This is a genomic window from Comamonas sp. BIGb0152 (assembly GCF_024809975.1).
GTDB lineage: Bacteria > Pseudomonadota > Gammaproteobacteria > Burkholderiales > Burkholderiaceae_C > Comamonas.
Genome location: NZ_JANUDY010000001.1, coordinates 196,741 through 222,733 on the forward strand (window position 1 = coordinate 196,741; position 25,993 = coordinate 222,733).

Here is a 25,993-nt window from a genome sequence, read left to right on the forward strand (position 1 = left end):
CGTGCCAGGCATCAGGCGGGCAAGGCAGCCCAGCGCTGCGCCAGCAGGCTCACCACATCATGCACCGGCAGGCCCGTGGCCTGCGCCACGGCATCGCGGTAGACGGGCATATTGGTGCACTCCAGCACCATTGATTCGATCTGCGGATGGGCCTGGCACAGTGCCACGGCAGCCGCCACCACATCGCGCTCGGCCTGGGCGATATCCATATGCGGGTCATTGCCCAGGATGCGCATCGCAAACTCGCTCTCCGGCGCCACCCCTTGCACGGGGGTGCCGGCGGGCACGCCCGCCGCCGCCAGAATGCGCGGCGTGAGGCTAGCCGCTGCGATGGTGACCACGCCAGGGCGCGGCACAGTTACGCACTGCAGCAGGCTGGAGCTGACCACCGGCACATCGACGCTGCCCGCCAGCAGATCCTGGTAGGCGGCCAAAAAGCCGCAGCTGGTGGTAATCAGCGCCGCGCCTGCGGCTTGCAAGGCACGGGCTGCATCGACAAAAGGCTGCACAAAGCGGGGATCGGCCTCGCGCACAATCTTGGCGGGCGATGCGCCTTGCACCTTGTGCATCTGCACAGGGATGCCCAGCGCTGCCCAGGTTTGCGGGTTGCCGATGTCCCCGGGCGGGCGCGGAAACTGGGTGTCCAGCATCAGGATGCCGAGAAACGGTACAGGGGCTGCAGCAGGCACAGCAGGCACCGTCACAGCAGGCGTTGGCAGCATGGCAGGTGTCAGTCGAGCAAAGGCAGCGCCGGCAGCGCGCCTCGGCGGTCGATCTTGCGGCTCAGCACCACCGAGGTGTAGGTCTGGCGGATGCCTTCGATCAAGCCGATGCGGTCCAGCAAGGTATCGAGCTTTTCGTTGGAATCACAGCGCAAGAAGATCATGTAGTCGTGCTGGCCGGAGACGGCCGAGACCTCCTCCACTTCAGGGATGCTTTCGAGCACCTGCATCACCGCCTGGGCGGTCTTGGGCATGACGCTGATGCCGCAGTACGCGCGCACGGCCGACTGCTCCAGCTTGGAGCCCAGGCGCACGCCATAGCCGGCAATGACGCCCTCTTTCTCCAGCCGCGCAATGCGGGCCACCACGGTGGTGCGCGCCAGGTTGAGCTTGCGCGCCAACTTGGCGGTGGATTCGCGCGCATCGGCCTGCAACAGCGCCAGCAGCTTGCGGTCAATATCGTCGAGTCGAAAATCCATAGGTTCCCCTGCTTGTTATACGGCGTGGCCGATGATACGGCCCAAAAAGCTGCGCGTGGCCTCGTGCTGCGGGTTGTCGATCACCTGCGAGGGCGGGCCCTCTTCGACCACCACGCCGTCGCGCATGAAGACCACCTTGTCGGCCACTTCGCGGGCAAAGGCGATTTCATGGGTCACGAGGATCATGGTCATGCCGTCCTTGGCCAGCGACTGGATCACCTGCAGCACCTCGCCAACCAGCTCGGGGTCGAGGGCCGAGGTAGCCTCGTCAAACAGCATCACGCTGGGCTGCATGGCCAGCGCGCGGGCGATGGCTACGCGCTGCTTTTGGCCGCCGGAGAGCTGGTCGGGCATCATCTGGGCGCGCTCGGCCAGGCCCACCTTTTGCAACAGCGCCGTGGCGCGCGCCTGGGCTTCTGCCTTGCTGATGCGCAGCACCGTCAGCGGGCCCTCCATCACGTTCTGCAGCACGGTCATGTGCGGGAACAGGTTGAAGTGCTGGAAGACCATGCCGGTGCGGGCGCGAAAGCCCGCCAGCACCTTGTCCTTGGGCAGCTGGGTTTGCTGGCCGCTGAAGGCCAGCGACTGCGCATCGACCCGCACGTCGCCGCCATCGGGAACGGTCAGCAGGTTGATACAGCGCAGCAAGGTGGACTTGCCCGAGCCCGAAGGCCCGATCAGGGCCACCACCTGGCCACGATTCACATCCAGGCAGATATCTTTGAGAACTTCGAGCTTGCCAAAGGATTTTTTCAGGCCACGAATACAGATGAGCGGTTGGTCTTGCATCTCAGGCCTCCTTGGCAGCGCTGCCGTGCTCCAGGCGCTTGGCCCACAAAGTCACTGGGAAAAGAATCAGGAAATAGGTGATGGCGATAAAGGTGTAGACCTCCAGCGGGCGGTAGGTGTCATGCGCGATCACCTGGCCTTGGTAGAGCAGATCGGGCACGGCCAGCACCATCAGCAAGGAGGTGTTCTTGAGCTGCAGGATCGACTGGTTGACCAGCGGTGGAATCATCTTGCGGAAAGCCTGGGGCAGGATGATGCGGCGCATCACCTGGAAACGCGTCATGCCAATCGCTTGGCCGGCCTCGGTCTGGCCGATGTCGGTGGAGATGATGCCGCCCCGGATGATTTCCGAATAAAAGGCACCGCCGTAGAGTGACAGACACAGAGCGGCCGCTACGGGCGCGCTCATCTCGATACCGGTGAGCACCGGCAGCGCGTAGTAGAACCACACCAGCTGCACGAGCACCGGCGTGCAGCGGAACACCTCGACAAAGGCGCGCAGCGGCGCTGTGATGATCTTGTTGCTGGACAAACGGCCCAGCCCCGCCACCAGACCGACCGCCAGGCCACCGAGCACGCAGATCACGGTAAACAGCAGGGTGTAGCCCACACCGCCGACCAGCAGCATGCGGTACTTCCACAGGAAAGCAAAGTCCCACTCGTACATAAACAATCAACCTTTAACGCAAGCACCCCGGGCACAGCGCGGGCGCTGCAGCCGGGGTGTTTCACATGGGCTCAGCCCACGCGGAGAAACCATCAGAACTTAACTTCCTTGGGGAAGGACTCGGCCTTGACGCCAGCGAGCTTTTCCATGTTCTTGAGCACCACGGACTGGATCTCGCCCTTGGCGCGCGACTCATCCAACCAGGCATTGACGGCGTTCTCGAAATCCTTGTTGGGCTCTTTGCGCAGGCCCACGTTGGTGTTGGCCGTCTCCACCGGCGTGGGCACATACACGGCACCCACATCCGGGCGCTTGGCGATCAGCGGCTGCGACAGCAGCACCACCAGCACCTGGCAGTCCGAGCGGCCGGTTTGCACCGACATCGTGGCCGCGCCCGAGCTTTCCAGACGCGAAATGCTGGCCTTGGGCAGCGCACGCGTGGCGAACTGGTCCTGGTTGGAGCCGATATCGACCACCACCTTGGCATCGGGCGTGTTCAGCTGCTCCCAGGTTTGCACCGGGGCATGGCCTTTTTTGCAGACGGCCGTGAAGGTGTTGTTGAGCAAAGGCTTGGAGAAGTTGACCACTTCCATGCGCTGGGGCGTAGGCGCCATCGCAAACATCAGGTCGATCTTGTTGGCCTGCAGATCCAGCACGGCATTGCCCCAGGTGGTCTCGACAAACTTCACGTTCACGCCGAGTTTCTTGGCCAGGCTCTCGCCAAAGTCAGGGCCAAAGCCTTCCCATTTCTGCGACACCAGGTCCTTGTTGAAATAGGGAATGGCGCCCGCCACGGCACCCACGCGCAGCTCCTTGGTGCGCTTGACGCGGTCCATGGTCGACTCACCGCTTTGGGCCAGCGCTGCACCCGCCACCGACACACCCGCCACGACCAGGGCGGCTGCACCCATCCACTTTTTGACAGAAAACATCTACGTATCCTCTAGACGCAGCGAAAACGGGCTGCGCGACCGTGAAAAACCGACAGTGTATTCCTGTTAAAAACCCTAGTGAAAAACACAAAACGTCGAGATGCATTGTTATTTTCGTCAAATCGGCGAAACAACGACAATTTAAGGGTTAATACTGACATTTCAGAGACAGCCGGCCTCAGAAAACCCGAGATACACCTGAGGCTGCGTCCGGTCTGACGCATCCAGCCCAACACGCGGCCTACAATGCCCCGACAACCTTAGCCAATTTCATGCCAGACATGCTCAACGCCGATCTGCACTGCCACTCCACGTTTTCCGACGGCACCCTGAGCCCGGAAGCGCTGGCGCAGCGTGCGCGTGAGCGGGGCGTGCAGATCTGGGCGCTGACCGACCATGACGAGGTCAGCGGTCTGGACCGCGCCAGCGCCGCAGCCGCACAGCAGCAACTGGCTTTTCTGAGCGGTGTTGAAATCTCTGTGAGCTTTGGCCAGACCACCGTGCACATCGTGGGCCTGGGCTTTGACTGGCAGCACACCGGCCTGCGCGCCGGCCTGGCCAGCACGCGCGGTGGCCGCGAGCAGCGCGCCCGCGATATGGCAGCCGGCCTCGAAAAAGTGGGCATCGGCGGTGCCTACGAAGGGGCGCTGCGCTATGTCGGCAATCCCGACCTGATCTCGCGCACCCACTTTGCGCGCTTTCTGGTCGAAACCCGGGTCTGCCGCGATCCGGCCGAGGTCTTCCGCCATTACCTGGTGGAGGGCAAGCCCGGCTTTGTGCCCCACCGTTGGGCCAAGCTGCAAGATGCGGTGCAGTGGATTGTGGCGGCTGGCGGCATGGCCGTCATCGCACACCCCGCGCGCTACCCTTTGAATGGCGGTGAGGAGCATGCGCTGTTCACATCCTTCAAGGACTATGGCGGCCAAGGCGTGGAAGTGGTGACCGGCAGCCACTTTGCCCACGAGTACACCACCTATGCGGACATGGCCAACAGCTTTGGGCTCTATGCCTCGCGCGGCTGCGATTTTCACAGTCCCGGCGAATCCGGAACCGACTTTGGCGCCCTGCCCCCGCTGCCCAGCGGCGTCCAGCCTGTGTGGCAAGCGCTGGAGGGGCGCATTCTTTACCCCCAGCACCTGCCGCCGGCCTCCCCCTGATGGCCCTGCCCCGAGGCAGACCACCCCGATCACAAAAGTAAAAGCAAAAGCAAAAGCAAAAGAAATACCATGGCCCAATACTTTGAGGTTCACCCCGACAACCCCCAGCCGCGTCTGCTCAAGCAGGCCGCCGCCATGCTCAAGCAGGGCGGTATCCTGGCCGTCCCCACCGACTCCAGCTACGCCTTTGTCTGCGCGCTGGACAACAAACAGGTGGTGGATCGCCTGCGCCGAATCCGCCAGATCGATGACAAGCGCATGCTCACCTTGCTGTGCTGCGACCTGTCCCAGCTGGCCAGCTACGCGATGGTGGATAACCACCAGTTCCGCATCCTCAAGTTGGGCACGCCCGGGCCCTTCACTTTTATTCTGGACGCCACCAAAGAGGTGCCGCGCCGCATCAGCCACCCCTCGCGCAAGACCATCGGCCTGCGCGTGCCCGACAACAAGGGCCTGCTGATGCTGCTGGAGCTGCACGGTGAGCCGCTGCTGTCCACCACCTTGATCCCGCCAGGCGAGACCGAACCCCTCAATGACCCGGAAGAGATCCGCGAGCGCTTTGAATCGCAGATCGAGCTTGTGGTCAATGCCGGGCCTTGCCCGCTGGAGCCCACGACCATCGTGGACCTGACCCCCATGGGCACGGGTGGCGCACCGGTCATCGTGCGCGAAGGCCGGGGGCCGCTCGCGCAACTGGGCTTGTAGAGCGCCCTGCCCGCCTCCATCTACGCGATGGAGGCCCTTGGTGAATCTGTTAGGCTTGGCCGCTCGCTTGCGTGCCCTGCGGCCGCGGTTTTCTCCAGTTTTGCGACAATCGATCCGTGAACCCTGACCTGATCCAAAACATTCTGATCTTTGCCCTGCCCGTGTTGTTTGCCATCACGGTGCACGAGGCTGCCCATGGCTATGTGGCGCGCCACTATGGTGACAACACCGCCTATATGCTGGGGCGCATCACCCTCAACCCGTTCAAGCACATCGATCCCATCGGCACCATCGTGATGCCGCTGGTGCTGTACTTTGCCACCAGCGGTGCTTTTGTGTTTGGCTATGCCAAGCCGGTGCCGGTGAACTTTGGCAACCTGCGCAACCCCAAGCGCGACATGATCTGGGTGGCACTGGCCGGCCCGCTGACCAATTTCGCTCAGGCCATCATCTGGGCACTGCTGCTGGGTGTGTTGGCGGTTTCCGGTGTGCAAGAGCCGTTTTTCATCAAGATGTGCTATGCGGGCATCTCGGTGAATCTGGTGATGTGGGCCCTCAATCTGTTTCCCCTTCCACCGCTTGACGGTGGCCGCGTGCTGGTGGGCCTGCTGCCCTACAAGCAGGCCGTGCTGGTCTCCAAGATGGAGCCCTATGGTTTCTTTATCGTCATGGGCCTGATCATCAGCGGCGTGCTCGGCACCATTTGGATGACCCCCTTGATCAGCGTGGGCCGCAGTCTGATCAGCCTGATTTTGCTGCCGTTCACGGGCTGAGGCCCGGCAAGCGCTCGCACCCGTCTTTATTGCGATTTTCCCGTTATGACCAAAACCCGTTACCTCACCGGCATCACCCCTTCTGGCACGCCCCATCTGGGCAACTACGCCGGCATGATGCGCCCGGCCATCGCTGCCAGCCGCGCCGGCGATGTGGAGAACTTCTACTTCCTGGCCGACTACCATGCACTGATCAAGTGCCAGGACCCGGAACGCGTGAACCGCTCCACGTTGGAGATTGCCGCCAGCTGGCTGGCAGCAGGCCTGGATCCCGAGCAGGTCACCTTCTACCGCCAGTCGGACATTCCGCAGATTCCCGAGCTGACCTGGCTGCTGACCTGCGTGACCGGCAAGGGCGTGCTCAACCGCGCCCATGCCTACAAAGCCGCGCAAGACAAGAATGCCGAAGGCGGCAAGGATGGCGATGACGGCGTGACCGCCGGCCTGTTCATGTACCCCGTGCTGATGGGTGCCGATATTCTGGTCTTCAATGCCAACAAGGTACCGGTGGGCCGGGACCAGATCCAGCACATCGAGATGGCGCGGGACATGGCCTCCAGCTTCAACCACCTGTATGGCGAGCATTTTGTGCTGCCCGAGGCCGCCGTGGATGACAATGTGGCGACCTTGGCCGGCCTGGACGGCCGCAAGATGAGCAAGAGCTACGACAACACGATCCCGCTGTTCTCCACCCAGGCACAGCTCAAGAAGCTGATTGGCAGCATCGTGACCGACTCGCGCGCTCCGGGCGAGCCCAAGGACGTGGAAGGCTCGGCGCTGTTCCAGATGTACCAGGCCTTTGCGACGCCCGAGGAAACCGCAGCCCTGCGCCAGGCCTATGCCCAAGGCATTGCCTGGGGTGATGCAAAGGCCCTGCTGTTCGAATGCATTGACCGGGAACTCGCTCCGTTGCGCGAGCGCTACAACTACCTGATGACCCACCCCCAGGAAGTGGAAGCTATTTTGCTCAAAGGTGCAGAAAAGGCGCGTACATATTCGAGCCCTTTACTACACAAGTTACGTGCTGCCGTTGGTCTGCGGCCACTGACGCCCGCCAGCACGGCTGCTGCCCCCAAGGCGGCCGCCAAGCAAACGGGTGCCGCTTTCAAGCAGTACCGCGACAAGGACGGCAAGTTCTACTTCAAGCTGGTGGGTGGCGATGGAGCCGTGCTGCTGCAAAGCCAGGGCTTTGATGCACCCCGGGATGCCGGTGCGATGATTGCCCGCTTGCAGGCCCAGCCAGAGGACCTGCAGCAGGCCATGGCGAACCTGCAATTGGGCGACAGCTTTTCGCTGTCCGATGTGCAGTTGGCACTCAAAGAGATAGCCGAGAGTTAAGAGACTGCCTATACTGCAATTGCAACCAATTGTTGACGTTGTCACCAAAGTGGCAACTAACCCGTTTAACGCAGTGTGGAGCCAGTGATTCAATTTGCTTTTATTATTGGGTTATCAAATAAAAGCAGACTATCGAGATTTGTGGGAGTGAGCACTTATGAGAATTGTGGCACTGGATGATGATCTAGTGGTGTTGGACATGCTCTCCAAAACAATGGAGGCAGAGGGCCACGCCTGTACAACCCATTCTTCTGGCGCCTCTCTGATAAAAGATATGCGCCGGGAGACCTATGACCTGCTGATCCTGGACTGGCAGTTGCCAGACACCACCGGTCCGCAGGTAGTGCGCTGGATACGTGAAAACGTCAACCAGGAACTGCCGGTGCTGTTTATCACCAGCCGCCATGGCGAGGCAGATATTGTCGAAGGCCTGGAGTCCGGGGCCGATGATTTCATGATCAAGCCCTTGCGTGTGGCGGAACTGGTGGCGCGTGTCCGTGCCTTGTTGCGCCGCGCCTATCCGGCCGCCACCAAAGGCACGCTGGAGTTTGGCCGCTACAAGTTCCTCTCGGATGCCCGGGCGCTTGAAGTGGATGGCAAGCTGGTGGAATTGAAGAACCGCGAGTACGACCTGGCCCTGTTCCTGTTTCAGAACATGGGCCGCCTGCTGTCTCGCGACCATTTGCGCGAAATCATCTGGGGCCAGAACTCGGATGTCATCTCGCGCTCGCTGGACACCCATGTATCGCGCCTGCGTACACTGCTGGATCTGCGACCGGAAAACGGTTTCATCATCACCGCCGTGTATGGGGTCGGCTACCGCTTCGAGGCCGTCAAACCTTTGTCCGAGACGCTGCCCGAATAGGCCACTGCCATTTTGCGCAGCCCGGTATACGGCCAACACGCAACACGTGTTGGCCGTATTTACTCGGCAGCATTCACCCATAGCGCCCGGCGTCAACGCCTGGCTGCAAGGAGACCCATAGTGTTTCGTTCGCGTCTGCCGTTTACTACTGCCATCGTGCTGGCCATCGGCGTGGCCGCCCCGGGTCTGGTGCTGGCGGCATCGGCAGACCAGTTGCCCGATATCCGCCACACCGTGCAAAGCGGAGATACCTTGGAGGCAGTGGCCAAACGCTACCTCCGGGATCCGCAGCAGTGGCAAGCGGTCGGAACACTCAATGGGGTCAAGAATCCGCTGCGCCTGCCGATTGGCTCGGTGATCGTCATCCCTGCGCACCTGGTGGGCTACCAAGAGGTGACCATCAGCCATGTCAAAGGCATTGCGCAGGCGCGCTCGCCCCTGCTTGGCGGCGACTGGCAAGGCGTGGTCTCCGGCGCCAAACTGACCGAAGGCGATGAGCTGCGGGTGCCCGCAGGCAGCTTTGTGACCCTGCGCTTTGCCGATGGCAGCTCGGTGCGCATCAATGAAAACTCCGAACTCAAGCTGAGCGAATTGCGCAAGAGCAGCCGCACCGACGAGCAGCAATCCGTGCTGGACCTGAGCCGTGGCGGCCTGGAATCGCATGTCGCGCCAGTGATGGAGCAGCGCCGCAAACGCAAGTTCGAGATCAAGACCCCGATGGCCACCACCAGCGTGCGCGGCACCGTGTTCTCGGTCAGCATTTCCGAGTCTGGCAAAGCCATCACGGCAGTCGACAAGGGCGTCGTCGAGGTCCAAGGCCGCCAGGCGACGCAACAGGCGCGCGTCAAGGCTGGCCAAGGTGTTGCCGTCGCCAACAGTGGCCAGGTCGGGCCCACGGTGGCATTGCTGCAAGCCCCCAGCCTGCAAGCCAATCCCCCCGTCTTTGAGGATGCCAATTTTCTGACCTTGCAGCTGGGCGAAGTGCCGCAGGCCCAGAAATACGGTGTCGTGCTGGCCCTGGACCCGGAGCTCGCGCGCGTGGTCCTGCACGAAAGCCATGCCAGCCCCACGTTCAAGTTCGAAGCCATTGCTGATGGCACTTACTACATGAGCGCCAGGGCCATCGACGCCCAGGATATTCCCGGCATGCCCGCGGTACAGGCCATCAAGGTCAAGGCCACGCCGGTGCCCCCGCTCTACGCCAGCCCGGCCCCCGGTGGCCTCATAGGCCTGTCGGACGGCGAGCTGCTCTGTACCGAAGGCGGTACGGGCATTGCAGGCTACCGCATTCAGGTGGCCGCCAGCCAGGACTTCGCCAACCCGCTGCAGGACAGCGGTGTCGTGGACAACTGCTATGCCAGCGCAGCTGGCTTGGGTGTGGGCTCCTATTTCTGGCGCGTGGCCAGTGTGCGCAAGCTGGCCGATGGCCGCCTGGACCAAGGTCCGTTTGCACAGCCCCAGGCCTTCAAGACAGGCAGCAACCCGCCGACCTTGGGCGCCGACGCACTCAGCCCCGCCGAGACCAACAATCCCAACCAGCTGCAGCTGTCTTGGCAGGCAGAAGCCGGCCAGCGCTTCAATCTGCAGTTGGCCAGCGACGAGGCCTTCAGCGATGCCCGGAGTTATGCACTCGACACCCCGCAATGGGCATCGGACAGCCTGCCGCCCGGCGACTACTACGTGCGCATCCAGGTGCTGGACCCTTCGGGCCTCAAGAGCCGCTACTCTGCCCCGCGCAAGCTGCCGGTAGAGCCCGCGATCATGACTGGCGCCGGCGGCGTGCTCAAGAGCGGTGATGGCAAATCGGTGCTCAGCCCGAAGTAAGGGGCGTGCCGGCCCCGGCAGACGCGCATGACCGCGTTCACCCCCCGCCCATCCACTAGCCCATGGCCGCTCCTTCCTTGTCGCTGAGCCGAACCCAGTTGCGCTGGCTAGAATGGCTGGCGCTGGCGGCGCTGTTGCTGGGCCTGGTGGCTTGGGCCAGCCTGCGCCACCAGCCCCGTGTCATCAACACCTTTGTGCAGGACATCACGGGCTGGCTCAGCGCGCCACAGCCGCGCGATGACATCGTCATTGTGGCCATCGACGATGCCAGCTTGCAAAGCGTGGGACGTTGGCCCTGGAGCCGCGCCGTGCATGCCCAGCTGATAGCGCGCATTGCCGCCCAGCAGCCCAAGGCCCTGGGGGTGGATGTGCTGTTCAGCGAGCCCGACTGGCAGCGGCCGCAAGACGATGCACAACTGGCCCAGGCCATCGCCCAGGCAGGCAACGTGGTGCTGCCCGTGGACTGGCGCATGGCCAATGTGGACATTGGCGCAGAGTTGCCCTTGCCCATCTTGCGCAGCGCGGCACGGCAATTGGGCCATGTGAATGTCACCGTTGACGACGATGGCGTGATACGCCGTTACTTCGGCGCGCAAGGCGAGAACACCGGCCCCTGGCCGCATTTCAGCATTGCCATGCTCTGCGCCAGCGGCCAGAGCCACCCGCTGTGCCAAGGCACCCAACCGCCCGAGGCGGGGGAGCAATGGGAGCAGCGCTCGCCCGAGATTTTCAACTTCGCCCGTGGCGACCGGCCCTATGCCTTGTACGCCGCAGAAGATGTGCTGGCCAACCGCGTTCCGCCCGATGCCTTTCGCAGCAAATATGTGCTGATCGGGGCGACTGCATCGGGCCTGGGTGATTACTTTGCAAGCCCCGCCCGCCCCGCCTCACGCCATATCGCCGGGGTGGAGCTGATTGCGCATGCGCTGGACTCGCAGCTGTCTGACCAGCATGTGCATGCGCTTTCCTCCTCGGCCAACCTGGCTGTCAATCTGGGGGCCATGGTGCTGGCCCTGATGGCCATTGCCCTGCTCGGCCCCATGGCGGGTTTGATCGCCCAGATCGCCACGGCCGCCCTGCTGCTGCTGCTGTGCCTGGCGCTGCGCAGCTTTGCCGGCCTGCAGCTGGCCCCTGGCGCCGCCTTGGTGGGCCTGCTGGTGATCTACCCGATCTGGAGCTGGCGGCGCCTGAGTGCCGCCGCCCAGTTTTTGCAGCAGGAGATGCACAACCTGCGCGCTGCGCTGGACACCACCAGCGCGCCCCAGCGCAACGGCATGCTGATGGACGACTTTCTGGAGCGGCGCATCAAGGCCGTGGAGACCGCCACCGATACCTTGCGCCAGATGCACGGCTTTGTGCGCGACACCTTGCGCCAGATCCCCTCCCCGACCTTTGTGGTGGACCCCTTAGGCATGGTCAGCCTGCACAACGCCGCTGCCGGCCGCTACTTGCAAGACCTGGGCCTGCCCAGCCAAGGCCTGATCGCCATCCAATCGGCGCTCAATGGCATGCGTATCAAGGAGTCGGGGCAGGTGCTGTCCTTTGCCAATGCCGAGCAACTGCGCGAGCTGCCCGCCGAGTGCGAAGTTCTGGACCGCCGCGAACACCCCTGGCTGCTGTTGGCCGAGGCTTTCCGGGCGCCAGCCCCCGCCGGCTGGCTGCTGATGCTGGTGGACCTGACGGAACTGCACAAGGCCATGCAGCAGCGCGACCAGGCGCTGCGCTTTATCTCGCATGATTTCCGCTCGCCCCAGGCCTCGATCATCACCTTGCTGGAGATGTACAAGGAGTTCCCAGGCCAGATGAGCGAGGCCGAGCTGCACCAGAAGATCAACCGCCTGGCCCACCAATCACTGGAGATGGCCGAGAGCTTTGTGCAGCTGGCCTCTGCGCAGTCGCAGGCCATGCAGCCCCAGCTGCTCAGCATCGATGTGCTGCTGCAAGAAGCCGTGGACGATTGCTGGGCCAAGGCCTCGGAGAAAAAGATACAGCTGCGCTACCTGCCCGGCGCACTGGAGGCGGCAGAGACCGACATGGCTTGCCTGGGCGACCGCTCCTTGCTGCAGCGCTGCTTTACCAACCTGCTCACCAACGCCATCAAGTACAGCCCCAGCGGCACGGCGGTGGAGGCCAGCATGGCCGATGACGGCGACTACTGGCTGGTGCGGGTGCGCGACCATGGCTTTGGCATGACCCAGGAGCAGCTGGACCAGCTGTTCCAGCCGTTTCAGCGCTTCCACCAAAGCAGCCAGCCGCAGATCTCCGGCATCGGCCTGGGCCTGAGCTTTGTACACACCGTGGTGCAACGCCACCAGGGCTTTGTCACGGTGACCAGCGCGGTCAACGAGGGATCGTGCTTTAGCCTGCACTTGCCCAAGGCATCTGCCGCGCCCCCCGGCCTGGCAGCGCGAGCGGCCTAGTCCAGTTCCTTGCCTTTGAGCTCCGGTATCAGCCACAGCGTTGCCAAGGCATCGAGCACATAGATGGCCGCCAACAGACCAATGGCCATCTGGAACGAGTACTGGGCGGCGATGGCGCCGATCACCACCGGGCCGGCGCCGCCCACAGCGCGGCCGATGTTGAACAGCACGTTCTGCGCCGTGGCACGCGCCTCGGTCGGATAGGCCTCGCTCATCAGTGCGCCAAAGCCGCCCATCATGCCGTTGACGAACATGCCCATCAGCGCACCGGCCCAAAGCATGGTGATCGGGTCATTGAGCTGGGAATAGAACAGCACCATGGCCGCCGCACCCGCCTGGAACAGCAGGAAACTGGGCTTGCGGCCAATCCGGTCGGCCAACTGGCCGAAGATCCAGATCCCGGCCATCATGCCCAGGATGGTGACTGCGGTCCACAGCGCGGACTTGGTCAGGTTAAAGCCCAGCTTGTTGGCCAGGAACGCCGGCATCCAGATCATGATGCCGTAGTAGCCAAAGTTCTGCACCGAAGTCAGCACGGCAATGCCCACGCTGATGCGGGTGGTGGCACGGTCTTTGACCAGCAGTTTGAAGCACTGCAGCACGGACTGCTTTTTCTCCTGGCTGCGCACAAACACCTCGGGCTCATGCAGGCGGTTGCGAATGAACCAGGCCACAAAGGCCGGGATCACGCCCACCAGGAACATGCCGCGCCATCCGATATAAGGCAGGAGCAAGGGCGTGAGCAAGGCGGCGCCCAAGACACCCACCTGCCAGCCTAATGCCACATAGGACGAGACACGGGCGCGGTAGCGCGCGGGCCAGGCCTCAGCCGCCAGCGCCATGCCAATGCCAAATTCACCCCCCAGGCCAATGCCGGCAATCGTGCGGTAGATCAGCAGATCCCAGTAGCCCTGCGCAAACGCGCACAACCCGGTGAACACCGCAAACAGCACGATGGTCCAGGTCAGCACCCGGATGCGTCCATAACGGTCGCTGAGCATGCCGAACACCACCCCGCCCACCACGGCGCCGATGAGGGTCCAGGTCACCAGGGAGCCGGCCTGGGCTGCGGTCAGCCCCAGGTCCTCGCGGATGGCGCTGAGCATAAAGCCCAGGATCAGCAGGTCAAAGCCATCCATGGCATAGCCCACGGCCGAACCAGCCAAGGCCTTCCAGCCATAGCGGTTGACGATATCAGAGGAGGTAGAGGCGGTGCCTGAGGCAGCAGACGCAGCAGCGGGAGAAGACATGGAGGCGCTTTGTAGTAGGTTTTATGACTGCCCTGGTCGCAAAAAATGCCGCACAGTGGGCGGCATCGGCGATCAGCAGCGGGGCGTATTGTGCGCGATATCTATACGCTCTGCGTAGGCGCTGCCCAGTCCACACATTGACTAGTCGGTAAAACTTGCAGCGCTTGCACGCGCATCGTCAGGCCAGAAACAGCTCCTGCAGGTCGTTGAGGAAGTCAAAACCCCGCTCTGTGGGTTTTACTTTTTGAAAGTCGAGGGTGATCAGCCCCTTGGCCTCGGCCGCGTGCAAGGCCTTGGCGATGGCGCTGAGCGGCAGGCCGGTGCGGTCCAGGTAGTCCTGCAGCGCAAAGCCCTCGCGCAGGCGCAGTGCGTTGAGCATGAACTCAAACGGCAGATCGGCGCGCTTGACGTCGGCATCCTGGGCCAGCGCATGGCCCTGCAGTGCCTGGGTCATGTAACGCGCCGGATCACGCAAGCGCACCTGGCGCACCACCCGGTGGGCAAAACTCAGCTTGCTGTGGGCACCGGCCCCAATGCCCAGGTAGTCGCCAAACAACCAGTAATTGCTGTTGTGCACGCTGGCATGGCCCGGCTTGGCATAGGCCGAGACCTCGTAGCGCTGCAGGCCGGCCTGCGCCGTGCGCGCGGTGATCTGGTCGAGCATGGCATAGGCCACATCGTCTTCCGGCACCGCAGGCGGGAACTTGGCAAAAAAGGTATTGGGCTCGATGGTCAGGTGGTAGATGGAGATATGCGGCGGCGCAAAGCCCAGCGCCGTATCCAGGTCCCGCGCCAGGTCTTGGGCGGTCTGGCCGGGCAAGGCATACATGAGGTCGAGGTTGAAGGTCTCGAAACTGGCCGCGGCCTCTTCGACGGCCGCCAAGGCCTGCGCGCCGTTGTGTACCCGGCCGATGGCCTCCAGGTGGCGGTCGTCAAAGCTTTGCACGCCAATCGACAGGCGGGTGATGCCTGCGCCCCGAAATGCCCGAAAACGGTCTTTCTCGAAGGTGCCGGGGTTGGCCTCCATCGTGATCTCGCAACCCGCGTCCACCCTCAGGCGGGCGCGGATGGCCGAGATCAGCCGGTCAATCGATTCCGGGGAAAACAGGCTGGGCGTGCCGCCGCCCAAAAAAATGCTGTGGATGCTGCGGCCCCAGATCAGCGGCAGGGCCTGCTCCAGGTCGGCGATCAGCGCATCGATATAGCGTTCTTCGGGCACGGCATGGCGGCCATCCCGCGCCTCGTGCGAGTTGAAATCGCAGTACGGGCACTTTTTGATGCACCAGGGCAGGTGCACATAGAGTGACAGCGGCGGCAGGCTGGGCAGCTGCAAGGTGCCCGGGCGCATGTAGTGCTGGATATCACGCTGCACCACGGGCTCGGCGCTGGGCTCGGACTGCAACGGAATATGCACCGCCATCTCAGTCCTTCGCCGCCGCAGCCACCGGGGCCTCGCCAGACAACCAGCTGTCCCGGAGCAAGGCCATCATCAACCGCGACGCGCGGCCACGGTGGCTGTGTGCATGCTTGACCTCGGTGGCCATTTGCGCAAAGGTCATGCCCAGCTCGGGAATCAGCAGCACCGGATCAAAGCCAAAGCCGCCCTCGCCCAGCGGCTCGGTCGTAATTTCTGCGGCCACCCGGCCGACGGCGACCAGCGGTTCCGGGTCTTTGGGATGGCGCACCGCCACCAAGGTGCTGACCATGGCCGCACGGCGGTCGGTCACGCCGACCATTTGCGCCAGCAAGGCTCGCACATTGTTGGCATCGCTTTTCTCGTAGCCAAACTGCGTGCAGTAGTAGGCGGTATCAACGCCTGGCAGCCCGCCAAACGCGGCCACGCACAGGCCGGCATCGTCGGCAATGGCAGGCAGGCCGGTGCGCTCAGACGCAAAGCGGGCCTTGGTCAGCGCGTTTTCCAGAAAAGTAGCGTAGGGCTCGGGCGCCTCGCCGTCCATCAGCTCGCCCTGGGGCACCAGGCTGACGCCCAGTGGCGCAAACATGGCCTGCAGCTCGGCAAGTTTGCCCTGGTTGTTGGAAGCGAGAACGATTTTCATGGGACGGCACCAGCAACGGTGCCCGCGTCGCGCGCGCAGCCAGCTGCTTTTTCAAGAAGGGGTAAAACAGGCATGGCGGCCTTGCAGCCGCCATGCCGGGAACAGCGCCAATTATCGGCGGCCCTGCAAAACGCAGTGCGCGCCAGGCCTATGCGGTCGGTGTGTCGGGCTTGGGCTGGGCCGCAGGCGGCTGGGCCACAGGCGGCTGGGCTTCGGCATCGGGCTCCAGCGGCGGCAGGGTGTCGCTCACCGGCTCTTCCGATTCAAAGCGTTCGGCGCCCGGCATCTCCCATTCCATCGCCACCGCTGTCACGTTGTCGCTGGTGGCACCCGCCTTGCGCAAGGCCGCATCGATCAGGTCGGGAATCGCACGGGAGACCGACTTGTTGGCCAGTTCGCGGGCGATCACGGTCTCGGAGACACTGCTCCACAGGCCATCGGAGCACAGCATGATGCGGTCGCTGCGGTGCATTTCGGTGGGGCCTGCCACGTCAAAAAACGGCCGCGATGGGCTGCCCAGGCAGGTGAACAGCACATTGCGGTTGAAGCGATCGGGGTTGATGCTGGTGACGCCGGAGCCGCGCAGCTCCATGTAGGAATGGTCGCGAGTGCGCGCCATCACCTTGTTGCCGCGCACCAGGTACAGGCGCGAGTCACCACAATGCACCCACCAGATATTGCCGTCCTGCACCACCGAGGCCACCAAGGTGGTGCGGGGCGGGTCGTCCATGTTGTTGGCGATCGCGTACTTCAGGATATTGTGGTGCGCCGACAAGAGCGCGTTCTCCAGGAACTCGGCCGGGTCCTCCAGCTTGGGCCGGGCCAGACGCTGAAAATCCAGCGACACGGTCTGCAAGGCCAGCTGTGCGGCCACCTCCCCTTCGGGGTGCCCGCCCATGCCATCGGCCACGACAAACAGACAGGCTTCCTTGGTATAGCTATACCCCATCCTGTCTTCGTTTTTTTCCCGCCCGCCCTTGCGGCTGAGCTGGAAGACCGAGAACTTCATTTGGTTTGGCCTCCGCCCACGCGCTTTTTGGTATCGCTGACCAGCGAATCAATCGACATACGAACCTTCTCGGAGACACTCAGTTTGGTATAGCGGCGCTCATCTTCGCGCGCCAGCTCTTTTTGTAACAGGAACACCGACTGGGGCCGGGCTTGGGGGTCCAGTGCCATGCACCATTCCACCAGTTCGATCAGGTTGTCCGAGTAGACGCCGCGCACCTTGGACATCGCCAGGCCGAGGCGGTCCTTTTCCTGGCGCTTGGGCGCATCATTGGGCGGAATGCCCTGCATGCAGGCATAGATGCAGGCGCCAATGGCGTAGATATCGGTCCAGGGGCCCAGCGACATGTCGCGGCGGTACATCTCCGGCGCGGCAAAGCCGGGTGTGTACATCGGGCGGACAAAGTTGCCCTCCTTGCTCAGCACCTCGCGCGCGGCGCCGAAGTCAATCATCACGGCCTTGTTGTCGTCGGTGATGAAGATGTTGGCCGGCTTGATATCGAGGTGCAGCATCTTGTGCTGGTGCACGATGCGCAGACCGCGCAGCACCTCGTCGAACAAGGAGCGGATGGTGGACTCGCGGAAGACCTTGGCTTCCTTGAGATCGCGTGCCGTGACAACAAAATCCTGCAAGGTCGCCCCTTGCAGGTAGTTCATCACCATATAGACGGTGTCGTTCTCGCGGAAGAAGTTGTAGACACTGACAACCGAGGAGTGCGAGATCTGGGCGAGCGCACGGCCCTCTTCGAAAAAGCTTTTGAGACCCAGGCGGTACAGCGACAGCTTGTCGGGCTCAATGCTCGGAGACAGCGAGCCCGGCGCACGGGTGGCCAGGCTCGACGGCAGGTATTCCTTGATCGCTACTTGCTGGCCATCAGGCGCCAGCGCCAGATAGACCACCCCGAACCCCCCTGCCGAAATGCGCCGCACGATACGGTAGCCACCTATGACGGTATTGGCTGGTAGCGGCGCTGGCTTTACTTTTGACATAGTTTGATGAACAACGCAGGTATATGAGAAGCCTGATAATGAGCGCGATTGCAAGCAACCTCATACAGTCCTATGCCAGTTTACAGCATGACAGGCTATGCCTCTGTCCAGCAAAGCATCCCACCTGACGGTGACAACCATGCTCCCTCCCTCTGGCGCGTCGGACTGGAAATTCGCTCGGTTAACAGCCGATTTCTCGATTTATCTTTTAAGCTTCCGGAAGACCTCAGAAGCTGCGAACCACAGTTACGCTCTCTTGTCGATAATAGTCTGAAGCGCGGCAAGGTGGAAGTACGTGTACTGATCAACAGTGAACAAGCCTCCAGCGTGCCAGTGGCATCGCCCCGTTTACTGCAGCAATTGGGTAGCTTCCAGGACACGGTACAAGCCTGGATGCCTGGCGCACCCCCTTTCTCTGTGGCAGAAGTGCTACGCCTGAGCGGTTTGGGCAGCTCGGAATTGCCAGAAAGCTGGCCCGAGCATGTGGCTGTGTTGTGTCAGCAAGCCCTCAAGGGTCTGCTCGATGCCCGCCAGCGCGAAGGTAAGCGCCTGGCCGACATGCTGCAAGACCGCGTCAAGCAGCTGCGCCAATTGGCCGACCAGGCCGAGCCCCTGATCCCCGAACTCGTCAAACAGCAAAAGCAGCGCTTTTTGGAGCGCTGGCAAGAGGCCATGGCACTCAGCGCCGGCAGCGTCTCGCCCGAAGCCGCCCAGGACCGCGCGCTGACCGAAGCGACATCCTTTGCGATCCGCATCGATGTGGCAGAAGAAGTCACGCGCCTGCGCTCGCACCTGGAAGAAATCAGCCGCCTGCTGACCAAGGGCGGCGATATCGGCAAGCGCCTTGATTTCCTGATCCAGGAGCTGCACCGCGAGGCCAACACCCTGGGCTCCAAATCGGCCGCGCTGGACCTGACCCGCATCAGCGTGGACATGAAGGTGCTGATCGAGCAGATGCGCGAGCAAGTGCAGAACATCGAATAAAAAGAAGCTACACCATGGAATACCCCGGAAATCTGTTTGTCGTCTCGGCCCCCAGCGGCGCGGGCAAGTCCTCCCTCGTCAAGGCGCTGCTGGAGCTGGACTCTCAAGTCTTTCGCTCCATCTCCCACACCACGCGCCCTCCGCGTGGCCAGGAAAAGCATGGCCGCGAGTACTACTTCGCCTCGCGCGATGATTTCGAGCGCATGATTGCCTCCAATGCCTTTGTCGAATGGGCCAATGTGCATGGCAACCTGTACGGCACCTCTAAGAAAGCCATCGAGGAGCGCCTGGCCAAGGGCACCGATATCGTGCTGGAGATCGACTACCAAGGTGCCTTGCAGATCAAGCAAAGCTTTCCCCACGCCGTGCTGATCTTCATTCTGCCGCCCAGCTGGGAAGAGCTGCGCTCGCGGCTGGAGAACCGCGGCGAGGACGCCTCCGAGGTCATCGAAAAGCGCCTCAAGAACGCCAAGGACGAGATGGCCCAGGTGCATAAATTCGACTTCGTTATAATTAACGAATTGTTCGAACGCGCTTTGTTCGATTTGAAGGCCGTTGTACATTCACAACGCTTGCGCTATTCGGCCCAAAAGCGCGTTCGCAGCGAAATTTTCTCGTCACTCGACATCCCTATCACCCTGGAGAACTCCTGATGGCCCGCATCACCGTTGAAGACTGCCTCGAAAAAATCCCCAACCGCTTCCAACTGGTTCTGGCCGCTACCTACCGCGCCCGTATGCTGAGCCAAGGCCACACGCCAAAAATCGACAGCCGCAACAAGCCAGCCGTCACCGCACTGCGCGAAATTGCAGCCGGCAAAGTGGGTCTGGAAATGTTAAAAAAAGTGCCAGGCTGATCGCTGCCTGCGCTTCCAATGGCACCGAATATCGGTGCCATTTTTCTTGGTATTCACACAAATTTGTCATCGCAGGCTACAGTTAAGGCGTGAAGTCCGTGTCCATCCCCTCCGCACCCGCCCAAGTCTCTGGCGCCATCGCTAACGCCGCAGCCAAGCCTGCCATGTCTTACCCGGTCGTGGTGAGTGCCTACGCCGAATTTCTGGAGCAACTCGACTACCTCAGCGAAGCCGATCTGGCCCTGGTTGAAGAGGCCTTCGAGTTTGCGGCCAAGGCCCATATGGGCCAGTTCCGCAGCAGCGGTGACCCCTACATCACCCACCCGATTGCCGTGGCCGAAATCTGCGCCAGCTGGAAGCTCGACGCCCAGGCGCTGATGGCCGCGCTGATGCATGACGCGATGGAAGACTGCGGCGTCACCCGCGATGACATTGCCCGCCAGTTTGGCGACACCGTGGCCGAGCTGGTCGATGGCCTCACCAAGCTGGACAAGCTGCAGTTCAACTCGCGCGAAGAGAACCAGGCCGAATCCTTTCGCAAGATGCTGCTGGCCATGGCGCGCGATGTGCGCGTCATCCTCGTCAAGCTGGCCGACCGCACCCACAACATGCGCACCATGTCCGACATGCCGCGCAGCAAATGGGGACGCATCTCGACCGAGACCATGGAAATCCATGTGCCGATCGCCAACCGCCTGGGCATCAACCGCGTCTACCGCGAGCTGCAGGATCTGGCCTTTCGCCACCTCTATCCCTGGCGCCATGACACCCTGGTCAAGGCCCTGGGCCGCTCGCGCAACCGCCGCAAAGAGGTAGTCCAGAAGATCCATGCCGAGGTCGATTCGGCCTTTGCCAAATCGGGCATCAAGATCCGCCTGGGCAACCAGGAAAAAACACTCTACGCCATCTACAAGAAGATGGATGGCAAACGCCTGTCGTTTGCCCAGGTGACCGACTCCTACGCCGTGCGCGTCATCGTGCCCAACCTGATCGACTGCTATACCGCGCTGGGCGTGCTGCACCAGGTGTTCCGCCCGGTGCCGTCCAAGTTCCGCGACTACATCGCCAACCCCAAGTCCAACGGCTACCAGTCCCTGCACACCACCTTGGTCGGCCCGTCCGGCGTGAGCATGGATTTCCAGATCCGCACCGAGGACATGAACCTGGTCGACGAGTACGGCGTGCTCACGCACTGGATGATCCAGGCGCGCGCCATGCCCAGTGGCGAGCAGCTGGGTAACAAATGGGTGCAGTCCCTGCTTGAGATCCAGGACGAGACACACGACGCCCATGAGTTCTGGGACAACGTGCGGGTCGACCTGTTCCCCGACTCGGTCTATGTGTTCACGCCCAAGAACCAGATGCTCACCCTGCCCCGGGGCGCGACGGTGCTCGATTTTGCCTATGCCATCCACAGCAATGTGGGCGAGCGCACGCAAGGCGCCCGCATCAACAACGAGCAGGTACCACTGAGCACGGTGCTCAAGAGCGGCGATGTGGTCGAGATATCGACGTCGCCAGAGGCCGCGCCCCACCCCTCATGGCTCACCATTGTGCGCACGGGCCGCGCCAAATCCAAGATCCGCTACTACCTCAAGACCCAGGGCCAGAACGAGACCGCTGCCTTGGGCGAACGCCTGCTGCTGCAAGCCATGCGCGCTGAAGGCATCTCGCGGTTGCCCGAGGACAAGGCCGTCTGGGACAGCCTGCTCACCCGCCTGGAGGCGCGCAACAAGGTGGAGCTGTTCAACGACATCGGCCAGGGCAAGCGCATTGCGGTGTTTGCCGCCAAGCAAGTGGTGGACCTGCTCGCCGAGCAAGGCCAGCGCCCGGATGCCGTGCTGCTGAGCCAGGAACGCTTCAAGACCGAAGCCAGCACTGCAAGCCCGGCCCTGCTGCTGGACGGCTCGCCCAACGCTGCCGTCAAATACGCCAAGTGCTGCCGCCCCGTGCCGGGCGACCCGATTGCCGCCCACCTGGACCGCAATGCCGGCCTGATGGTGCACAACGCCCAGTGCGCGGTGTGCAAGCGCCTGCTGGCCAAGGATGCCGAGCATTTCGTCGATGTGGAATGGGCCGATGAGCCCGCCAGCGAGTTCGACACCGGTGTCGTGGTCACCATCAACAATGGCAAGGGTGTGCTGGGCAAGATCGCCGCAGAAATTGCCGCGATGGGCTCAGACATCACCCACATCACGATGGATGATGAAGTCGCCATGGACACCATGGCGCTGCGCTTTGTACTGACCGTCAAGGACCGCGCGCAGGTCGAGCTGCTGCTGCGCCAGCTGGTCAAGCTTCCCTATGTGCTGCGTGCCCACCGGGTGCTGCCGACTGCCTGATTTCCGCCCAATTGCGATCGGGGCACTGCCCCAACACCCAGCGCGCCTTCTACGGCGCGCTTGTGCTTTGAGCGTAGGTTTTGGTGGCGCTCAGGATGTCCCCAGCACCGGGTACTGCACATCCAGCACTTCCAGCACCCGCACCCCGCCCGGCGTAGGCAGCTGCACCTCATCGCCTACCCGGGATTTCAGCAGGGCCCGCGCAATCGGGGCCACCCAGCTGACCTGGCCCCGGCTGGCATCGGCCTCGTCAATGCCCATGATGGTGATCGACTCCTCACCGCCGTTCTGGTCGCAGTAGCGCACCGTGGCCCCAAAGTACACCTGGTCGCTGCCATGGTGCAGCCCAGGGTCCACCACTTCAGCCGCTTCCATGCGCTTGGTCAGAAAGCGGATGCGCCGGTCGATCTCGCGCAGGCGCTTTTTGCCGTACAGGTAGTCGCCGTTTTCCGAGCGGTCGCCGTTGCTGGCCGCCCAGTGCACCACCTCCACCACCTTGGGCCGCTCTTCATCGATCAGCTGCAGCAACTCCTGCTCCAGCGCGCGGTAGCCGCCAGGCGTGATGTAGTTCTTGCCGCCGGCAATCTTGGGCAGTTGCGGCAGATCGTCATCGTCGTCGTTGTCTGTCTCTTTGGTAAAAGCCTTGTTCATCCCGCTATTTAAACAAAGATTGGGGATATCTCCCGCCAGAAAGAAAAAAGCCTGCCACCGCCATGGCAGGCTTGCCTTCAAACGGAAGACCGCTGTGTTTACACCGCCTGGCCCACGTCACCCTGCACGGCAGTGCCATACACCGGCGGGTGGGTGACGATGCTGCGCAGCTCGGGCCGGGCCTGGGCCAGGGCCGACAGATCGGGGCGGGGGCGGGCAAAGTCCGGGTGGTGCAGGCCCATCTTTTCCACTGCTGCGGCCATCGCCAGCAGGCGCCCATCTTGGTGCAGCGGGCCAATCATCTGCAGGCCAAAAGGCATGCCCGCTTCATCGCGGCCGCAGGGCAAGGACAAGGCCGGGTTGGTCGCCAGGGTCACCACATAGGTCAGGCTCAGCCATTCGTAGTAGTTGCGCTGGGCCTTGCCATCCACCTCCTGCGCATACAGCTGCGTCCAGGGAAAGGGCGACAGCGGCGTCACGGGGGCCAGCACCAGGTCGTATTGCGCAAACGTGCTTTGGAACAGGCGCTGGATCCGGGTCTGCGCCAGATGCGCCCAGGCCCGGTCGCCCAGGCTGATGCGCGCGGCCATCTCCACATTGGCCAGCACATTGGGGCCCAGGGTCTCAGGCGCGGTGCGGTAGATATCGGCAAAGGCAGCGACAAAGCTCTCGGCGCGGATGATGTCAAAGCAGCGGTGGGCTTCTTCCAGACTCCAGGGCAAGGCATCCATGCAAGCCACCTCGCCAGCCAGCGCCTGCACCCGCTGGCGAAAGGCGCGGCGCACCATCGGGTCCACCGCGCAGGTGCCAAAGTCTTCGGTGTAGGCCACGCGCAGGCCGCGCAGATCCAGCTCAGGCACCGGCCAGACGGGCGCATGGCTCACACCCATGCTCAGCGGGTCCATCGGGTGCGGGCCCATGCTGGCCTGCATCATCAGCGCGGTATCGGCCACATCGCGGCCCATGGGGCCCAGCACCGAGATGGCCGACCAGCCCAGCGGCCGGTCGTCATTGGCAATCAAACCCGGCGAGGGCCGCAGGCCCACCACGCCGCACAGCGCTGCCGGAATGCGCAGCGAGCCGCCGGTGTCCGAGCCGGTACACAGCGGAAACATATCGGTCGCCAGCGCCGCCGCCGAGCCGCCCGACGAGCCGCCGGCATTCAAATCCGGGTTAAAAGGGTTGCCCGTGGCGCCCCAGACCGGGTTGCGGCTGTTCGCACCCGCGCCCATGTCCGGCGTATTGGTCTTGGCCGCCACGATCGCGCCCTGGCCGCGAAGCCGGGCTACAAAGGCATTGTCTTTGGAAGGCACATGGCCACGCAGCCGCACATTGCCGCTGGTGGTCAGCAGGCCTTCAGTGGCCTGCAAATCCTTCACGCCCAAGGGCAGGCCATGCAAGAGCGGCAGCTGGCTGCGCCGCCCCACCTGCGCCTCGGCCAGTTGGGCGGCTGTGCGGGCCCGCTCAAAATCGGTGGCGCAGAGCGCATTCACCGCCGGGTTGATGGCCTGCATGCGGGCGATGCAGGCATCGAGCAGTTCGACCGGCGAGACCTGCCGGCTCTGGATCAGTGCGCGCAGCTCAACGGCGCTGTGTTCTACCAAACTCATTGCGTGGCCAATCCCAATTTATCGATCAAAGGCTTCCACACGGCGATGTCGCGCTCGGCAAAACCCAGCACATCGGCGGGCTGGCTGCGCATCACGGTCACGCCCATCTTGTCCATGCTGTTGGCATAGACCGGGTCGGTATAGCACTGGTTGGTGGCCTCGTTCAAGGCCTTGATGAACTCTGGCGGCGTGCCCTTTTTGGCCACCACCGCGATCCAGGACGGCCGCGCCAGCACGGCCGGCCCACCGGCCTCGGCGATGGTCGGCACATCGGGCAAGACCGCCGAGCGCTGGCTGGCAAACACCGCCAGCGGCACCAGCTTGCCCGCCTTGACCTGGGGCGCTGCGGTGTTCAGCACCAGGGTCATCGCCTGGATCTGCTGGCCCATCAGGGCCGTGAGGCCTGCGCTCTCACCCACAAAGGGCACATGGGTCGCAGGCCAGTGCATGGCATCGGTCAGCGCCGTGGTCAGCAAATGGGCCGGGCTGCCCTTGCCGGGCGAGCCAAAGTTCAACCCGCCGGCCTGGGCCTTGGCCACCTTCTCCAGATCGGCCAGCTTGCTGACGCCAGCGCCCGCTGGCACCACCAACACCAGCGGCGACGAGCCAATCATCGCCACACCGGCAAAGTCCTTCAGCGGGTCATAGGGCATCTGCTGGTGCACATAGGGCGTGATCGTCATCTGCGACATGCCAATCGTCATCGCAAACGCGCCATCGGCCGCCTGGCCCTTGAGGTAGTTGATGGCCAGGATGCCATTGGCACCCGCCTTGTTCTGCACTACCACCGGGCGCCCCATCAGCCGCCCGGTGCATTCGCCCCAGGCGCGGGTCATCGCGTCCGAGCCACTGCCTGGCGGCTGCTGCGCGATCACCTGCAGGGGCGTCTGGGCGGCGGCGCCGAGCGCCCAGGCCGACAGGCCGCAGGCAAGAAGAAATGCTCTGGTCAAAGGGTCACCTCGGAGGTCAAGGATTGAAGAAGCAGGGACAGCTGCTGCAGTTGCTGGTCCATGGCAGCAGCGTTAGAGAAGGGAGCGACCACGCCCATGCCGCGCAGGCAGGACAGCACCAGCTGAAAACGCGCTTCAGCGGCAGGCGTGGCGGCCCATTCGGGAAAACTGCGGACCATGCGCAGCAGCAGCTTGTCGTTGATAAGTGCGCGCTCGGCCTGGATATGCGCCACCATGGCCGCGTCAGCGCGCACCGCCAGGTAGGCCTCCCAGGCCACCGCAAAGCGCGGCTGGCCATAGAGGCGTTGCCAGGCCTGCTGAACAAAGTGGTCGGCACGCCGCGCCAAGGGCCAGCGCGCTGAGGGCCAGAAGCTGTCGTCGGTATCGATCTTTTGCACCAGCCGCTGGATGATCTGCAGCATCAGCGCGGCCTTGGACGGAAAGTGGTGCTGCACCGCCCCCGTGGTCATGCCTGCCGTTCGCGCAACCTCGTGCATGGACAGGCCCGCGAGCCCTTTGGCCTGCATCAAATCCAGCGCAGCATCCATCAGCCGCTCGCGTGTCTGTTCACTCTTGATCTGATGCAGGTTGGGCACAACAGGGTCTCCTGAAATACATTATGCG

25 protein-coding genes are annotated in these 25,993 nt (G+C 63.0%); 11 read left to right on the forward strand and 14 right to left on the reverse strand.

Going from position 1 to position 25,993, the window contains the following annotated elements; all coding sequences use genetic code 11:
- Nucleotides 1-11: 11 nt before the first annotated feature.
- The 5 genes from M2375_RS00905 to M2375_RS00925 form a co-directional block, all read right to left on the reverse strand.
- Nucleotides 12-722 (reverse strand): aspartate/glutamate racemase family protein, encoded by a 711-nt coding sequence (locus M2375_RS00905; RefSeq protein WP_259163367.1) that lies wholly within the window; start codon nt 720-722, stop codon nt 12-14.
- Nucleotides 723-730: 8 nt separating this feature from the next.
- Nucleotides 731-1,201, reverse strand: a complete 471-nt coding sequence (locus tag M2375_RS00910; RefSeq protein WP_259163368.1) for an Lrp/AsnC family transcriptional regulator — start codon at nt 1,199-1,201, stop codon at nt 731-733.
- 15 nt (nt 1,202-1,216) lie between these two features.
- Nucleotides 1,217-1,990 (reverse strand): amino acid ABC transporter ATP-binding protein, encoded by a 774-nt coding sequence (locus tag M2375_RS00915; protein ID WP_259163369.1) that lies wholly within the window; start codon nt 1,988-1,990, stop codon nt 1,217-1,219.
- Between the two features lies 1 nt (nt 1,991).
- Complete coding sequence (locus M2375_RS00920) at nt 1,992-2,657, reverse strand: amino acid ABC transporter permease (RefSeq protein ID WP_259163370.1); 666 nt, start codon at nt 2,655-2,657, stop codon at nt 1,992-1,994.
- Between the two features lie 92 nt (nt 2,658-2,749).
- Complete coding sequence (locus tag M2375_RS00925; RefSeq protein WP_259163371.1) at nt 2,750-3,589, reverse strand: transporter substrate-binding domain-containing protein; 840 nt, start codon at nt 3,587-3,589, stop codon at nt 2,750-2,752.
- 272 nt (nt 3,590-3,861) lie between these two features.
- On the opposite strand from M2375_RS00925, the gene M2375_RS00930 reads away from it, so the two are divergent.
- The 7 genes from M2375_RS00930 to M2375_RS00960 all read left to right on the forward strand — a co-directional run bounded on the left by M2375_RS00930 (nt 3,862) and on the right by M2375_RS00960 (nt 12,671).
- Entirely contained in the window at nt 3,862-4,746 is an 885-nt protein-coding gene (locus tag M2375_RS00930; protein ID WP_259163372.1) for a 3',5'-nucleoside bisphosphate phosphatase, read from the forward strand.
- Nucleotides 4,747-4,815: 69 nt separating this feature from the next.
- A complete protein-coding gene (locus M2375_RS00935) occupies nt 4,816-5,451 on the forward strand; it encodes an L-threonylcarbamoyladenylate synthase (RefSeq protein ID WP_259163373.1) in 636 nt (211 codons plus the stop codon).
- A gap of 116 nt (nt 5,452-5,567) precedes the next feature.
- Nucleotides 5,568-6,224 (forward strand): site-2 protease family protein, encoded by a 657-nt coding sequence (locus tag M2375_RS00940; protein WP_259163374.1) that lies wholly within the window; start codon nt 5,568-5,570, stop codon nt 6,222-6,224.
- A gap of 45 nt (nt 6,225-6,269) precedes the next feature.
- The gene (locus tag M2375_RS00945) at nt 6,270-7,562 is read left to right on the forward strand and encodes a tryptophan--tRNA ligase (RefSeq protein WP_259163375.1); all 1,293 of its coding nucleotides are present in this window, start codon (nt 6,270-6,272) and stop codon (nt 7,560-7,562) included.
- Between the two features lie 157 nt (nt 7,563-7,719).
- On the forward strand, nt 7,720-8,427 hold the full coding sequence (locus M2375_RS00950) for a response regulator transcription factor (RefSeq protein WP_259163377.1): 708 nt from the start codon (nt 7,720-7,722) through the stop codon (nt 8,425-8,427).
- A 120-nt stretch (nt 8,428-8,547) separates the two neighbouring features.
- Nucleotides 8,548-10,251, forward strand: a complete 1,704-nt coding sequence (locus tag M2375_RS00955) for a FecR domain-containing protein (RefSeq protein ID WP_259163378.1) — start codon at nt 8,548-8,550, stop codon at nt 10,249-10,251.
- A 62-nt stretch (nt 10,252-10,313) separates the two neighbouring features.
- Nucleotides 10,314-12,671 carry a CHASE2 and HATPase_c domain-containing protein gene (locus tag M2375_RS00960; RefSeq protein ID WP_259163379.1) on the forward strand — a complete coding sequence of 786 codons (2,358 nt, stop codon included), beginning with the start codon at nt 10,314-10,316 and terminating at the stop codon, nt 12,669-12,671.
- On the opposite strand, the gene M2375_RS00965 is transcribed toward M2375_RS00960, so the two are convergent.
- The 5 genes from M2375_RS00965 to M2375_RS00985 form a co-directional block, all read right to left on the reverse strand.
- Nucleotides 12,668-13,921: an MFS transporter gene (locus M2375_RS00965; RefSeq protein WP_259163380.1), complete on the reverse strand. Its 1,254-nt coding sequence runs from the start codon at nt 13,919-13,921 to the stop codon at nt 12,668-12,670. The two genes, M2375_RS00960 and M2375_RS00965, sit on opposite strands and share 4 nt — an antisense overlap.
- 178 nt (nt 13,922-14,099) lie before the next feature.
- Complete coding sequence (gene hemW, locus M2375_RS00970) at nt 14,100-15,341, reverse strand: radical SAM family heme chaperone HemW (protein WP_259163381.1); 1,242 nt, start codon at nt 15,339-15,341, stop codon at nt 14,100-14,102.
- A gap of 1 nt (nt 15,342) precedes the next feature.
- Nucleotides 15,343-15,978, reverse strand: a complete 636-nt coding sequence (locus M2375_RS00975; RefSeq protein WP_259163382.1) for a non-canonical purine NTP pyrophosphatase — start codon at nt 15,976-15,978, stop codon at nt 15,343-15,345.
- A gap of 148 nt (nt 15,979-16,126) precedes the next feature.
- Nucleotides 16,127-16,987: a PP2C family serine/threonine-protein phosphatase gene (locus M2375_RS00980; protein ID WP_259163383.1), complete on the reverse strand. Its 861-nt coding sequence runs from the start codon at nt 16,985-16,987 to the stop codon at nt 16,127-16,129.
- Nucleotides 16,984-17,976, reverse strand: a complete 993-nt coding sequence (locus tag M2375_RS00985) for a serine/threonine-protein kinase (protein ID WP_259163384.1) — start codon at nt 17,974-17,976, stop codon at nt 16,984-16,986. Before M2375_RS00985 ends, M2375_RS00980 begins: the two co-directional genes overlap by 4 nt.
- Nucleotides 17,977-18,048: 72 nt before the next feature.
- Here M2375_RS00985 and M2375_RS00990 point away from each other — a divergent pair, with 72 nt between their 5' ends.
- The 4 genes from M2375_RS00990 (at nt 18,049) to M2375_RS01005 (ending at nt 22,158) form a co-directional block, all read left to right on the forward strand.
- Nucleotides 18,049-18,960: a YicC/YloC family endoribonuclease gene (locus M2375_RS00990; RefSeq protein WP_259163385.1), complete on the forward strand. Its 912-nt coding sequence runs from the start codon at nt 18,049-18,051 to the stop codon at nt 18,958-18,960.
- A 14-nt stretch (nt 18,961-18,974) separates the two neighbouring features.
- Entirely contained in the window at nt 18,975-19,613 is a 639-nt protein-coding gene (gene gmk / locus M2375_RS00995) for a guanylate kinase (protein WP_259163387.1), read from the forward strand.
- Nucleotides 19,613-19,816: a DNA-directed RNA polymerase subunit omega gene (gene rpoZ, locus M2375_RS01000; RefSeq protein ID WP_259163388.1), complete on the forward strand. Its 204-nt coding sequence runs from the start codon at nt 19,613-19,615 to the stop codon at nt 19,814-19,816. Before gmk ends, rpoZ begins: the two co-directional genes overlap by 1 nt.
- Nucleotides 19,817-19,980: 164 nt before the next feature.
- Nucleotides 19,981-22,158, forward strand: a complete 2,178-nt coding sequence (locus M2375_RS01005; protein ID WP_259163946.1) for a bifunctional (p)ppGpp synthetase/guanosine-3',5'-bis(diphosphate) 3'-pyrophosphohydrolase — start codon at nt 19,981-19,983, stop codon at nt 22,156-22,158.
- 90 nt (nt 22,159-22,248) lie between these two features.
- Here M2375_RS01005 and greB read toward each other — a convergent pair whose 3' ends face one another.
- From greB to M2375_RS01025, 4 genes are all read right to left on the reverse strand, one after another.
- On the reverse strand, nt 22,249-22,809 hold the full coding sequence (greB, locus tag M2375_RS01010; RefSeq protein ID WP_259163389.1) for a transcription elongation factor GreB: 561 nt from the start codon (nt 22,807-22,809) through the stop codon (nt 22,249-22,251).
- Nucleotides 22,810-22,907: 98 nt separating this feature from the next.
- Nucleotides 22,908-24,419: an amidase gene (locus M2375_RS01015; protein ID WP_259163390.1), complete on the reverse strand. Its 1,512-nt coding sequence runs from the start codon at nt 24,417-24,419 to the stop codon at nt 22,908-22,910.
- The gene (locus tag M2375_RS01020) at nt 24,416-25,369 is read right to left on the reverse strand and encodes a tripartite tricarboxylate transporter substrate binding protein (protein ID WP_259163391.1); all 954 of its coding nucleotides are present in this window, start codon (nt 25,367-25,369) and stop codon (nt 24,416-24,418) included. The genes M2375_RS01015 and M2375_RS01020 overlap by 4 nt, the downstream gene beginning before the upstream one ends.
- The gene (locus M2375_RS01025; RefSeq protein ID WP_259163392.1) at nt 25,366-25,965 is read right to left on the reverse strand and encodes a TetR/AcrR family transcriptional regulator; all 600 of its coding nucleotides are present in this window, start codon (nt 25,963-25,965) and stop codon (nt 25,366-25,368) included. Before M2375_RS01025 ends, M2375_RS01020 begins: the two co-directional genes overlap by 4 nt.
- Between the last annotated feature and the right edge of the window lie 28 nt (nt 25,966-25,993).

What these genes read in the sequence shown, in the direction of transcription:
- M2375_RS00905 (WP_259163367.1), bottom strand. Translation starts at nt 722, where the DNA reads ATGCTGCCAACGCCTGCTGTGACGGTGCCTGCTGTGCCTGCTGCAGCC.
- M2375_RS00910 (WP_259163368.1), bottom strand. Translation starts at nt 1,201, where the DNA reads ATGGATTTTCGACTCGACGATATTGACCGCAAGCTGCTGGCGCTGTTG.
- M2375_RS00915 (WP_259163369.1), bottom strand. Translation starts at nt 1,990, where the DNA reads ATGCAAGACCAACCGCTCATCTGTATTCGTGGCCTGAAAAAATCCTTT.
- M2375_RS00920 (WP_259163370.1), bottom strand. Translation starts at nt 2,657, where the DNA reads ATGTACGAGTGGGACTTTGCTTTCCTGTGGAAGTACCGCATGCTGCTG.
- M2375_RS00925 (WP_259163371.1), bottom strand. Translation starts at nt 3,589, where the DNA reads ATGTTTTCTGTCAAAAAGTGGATGGGTGCAGCCGCCCTGGTCGTGGCG.
- M2375_RS00930 (WP_259163372.1), top strand. Translation starts at nt 3,862, where the DNA reads ATGCCAGACATGCTCAACGCCGATCTGCACTGCCACTCCACGTTTTCC.
- M2375_RS00935 (WP_259163373.1), top strand. Translation starts at nt 4,816, where the DNA reads ATGGCCCAATACTTTGAGGTTCACCCCGACAACCCCCAGCCGCGTCTG.
- M2375_RS00945 (WP_259163375.1), top strand. Translation starts at nt 6,270, where the DNA reads ATGACCAAAACCCGTTACCTCACCGGCATCACCCCTTCTGGCACGCCC.
- M2375_RS00950 (WP_259163377.1), top strand. Translation starts at nt 7,720, where the DNA reads ATGAGAATTGTGGCACTGGATGATGATCTAGTGGTGTTGGACATGCTC.
- M2375_RS00960 (WP_259163379.1), top strand. Translation starts at nt 10,314, where the DNA reads ATGGCCGCTCCTTCCTTGTCGCTGAGCCGAACCCAGTTGCGCTGGCTA.
- M2375_RS00965 (WP_259163380.1), bottom strand. Translation starts at nt 13,921, where the DNA reads ATGTCTTCTCCCGCTGCTGCGTCTGCTGCCTCAGGCACCGCCTCTACC.
- hemW (WP_259163381.1), bottom strand. Translation starts at nt 15,341, where the DNA reads ATGGCGGTGCATATTCCGTTGCAGTCCGAGCCCAGCGCCGAGCCCGTG.
- M2375_RS00975 (WP_259163382.1), bottom strand. Translation starts at nt 15,978, where the DNA reads ATGAAAATCGTTCTCGCTTCCAACAACCAGGGCAAACTTGCCGAGCTG.
- M2375_RS00980 (WP_259163383.1), bottom strand. Translation starts at nt 16,987, where the DNA reads ATGAAGTTCTCGGTCTTCCAGCTCAGCCGCAAGGGCGGGCGGGAAAAA.
- M2375_RS00985 (WP_259163384.1), bottom strand. Translation starts at nt 17,976, where the DNA reads ATGTCAAAAGTAAAGCCAGCGCCGCTACCAGCCAATACCGTCATAGGT.
- M2375_RS00990 (WP_259163385.1), top strand. Translation starts at nt 18,049, where the DNA reads ATGCCAGTTTACAGCATGACAGGCTATGCCTCTGTCCAGCAAAGCATC.
- gmk (WP_259163387.1), top strand. Translation starts at nt 18,975, where the DNA reads ATGGAATACCCCGGAAATCTGTTTGTCGTCTCGGCCCCCAGCGGCGCG.
- rpoZ (WP_259163388.1), top strand. Translation starts at nt 19,613, where the DNA reads ATGGCCCGCATCACCGTTGAAGACTGCCTCGAAAAAATCCCCAACCGC.
- M2375_RS01005 (WP_259163946.1), top strand. Translation starts at nt 19,981, where the DNA reads ATGTCTTACCCGGTCGTGGTGAGTGCCTACGCCGAATTTCTGGAGCAA.
- greB (WP_259163389.1), bottom strand. Translation starts at nt 22,809, where the DNA reads ATGAACAAGGCTTTTACCAAAGAGACAGACAACGACGACGATGACGAT.
- M2375_RS01015 (WP_259163390.1), bottom strand. Translation starts at nt 24,419, where the DNA reads ATGAGTTTGGTAGAACACAGCGCCGTTGAGCTGCGCGCACTGATCCAG.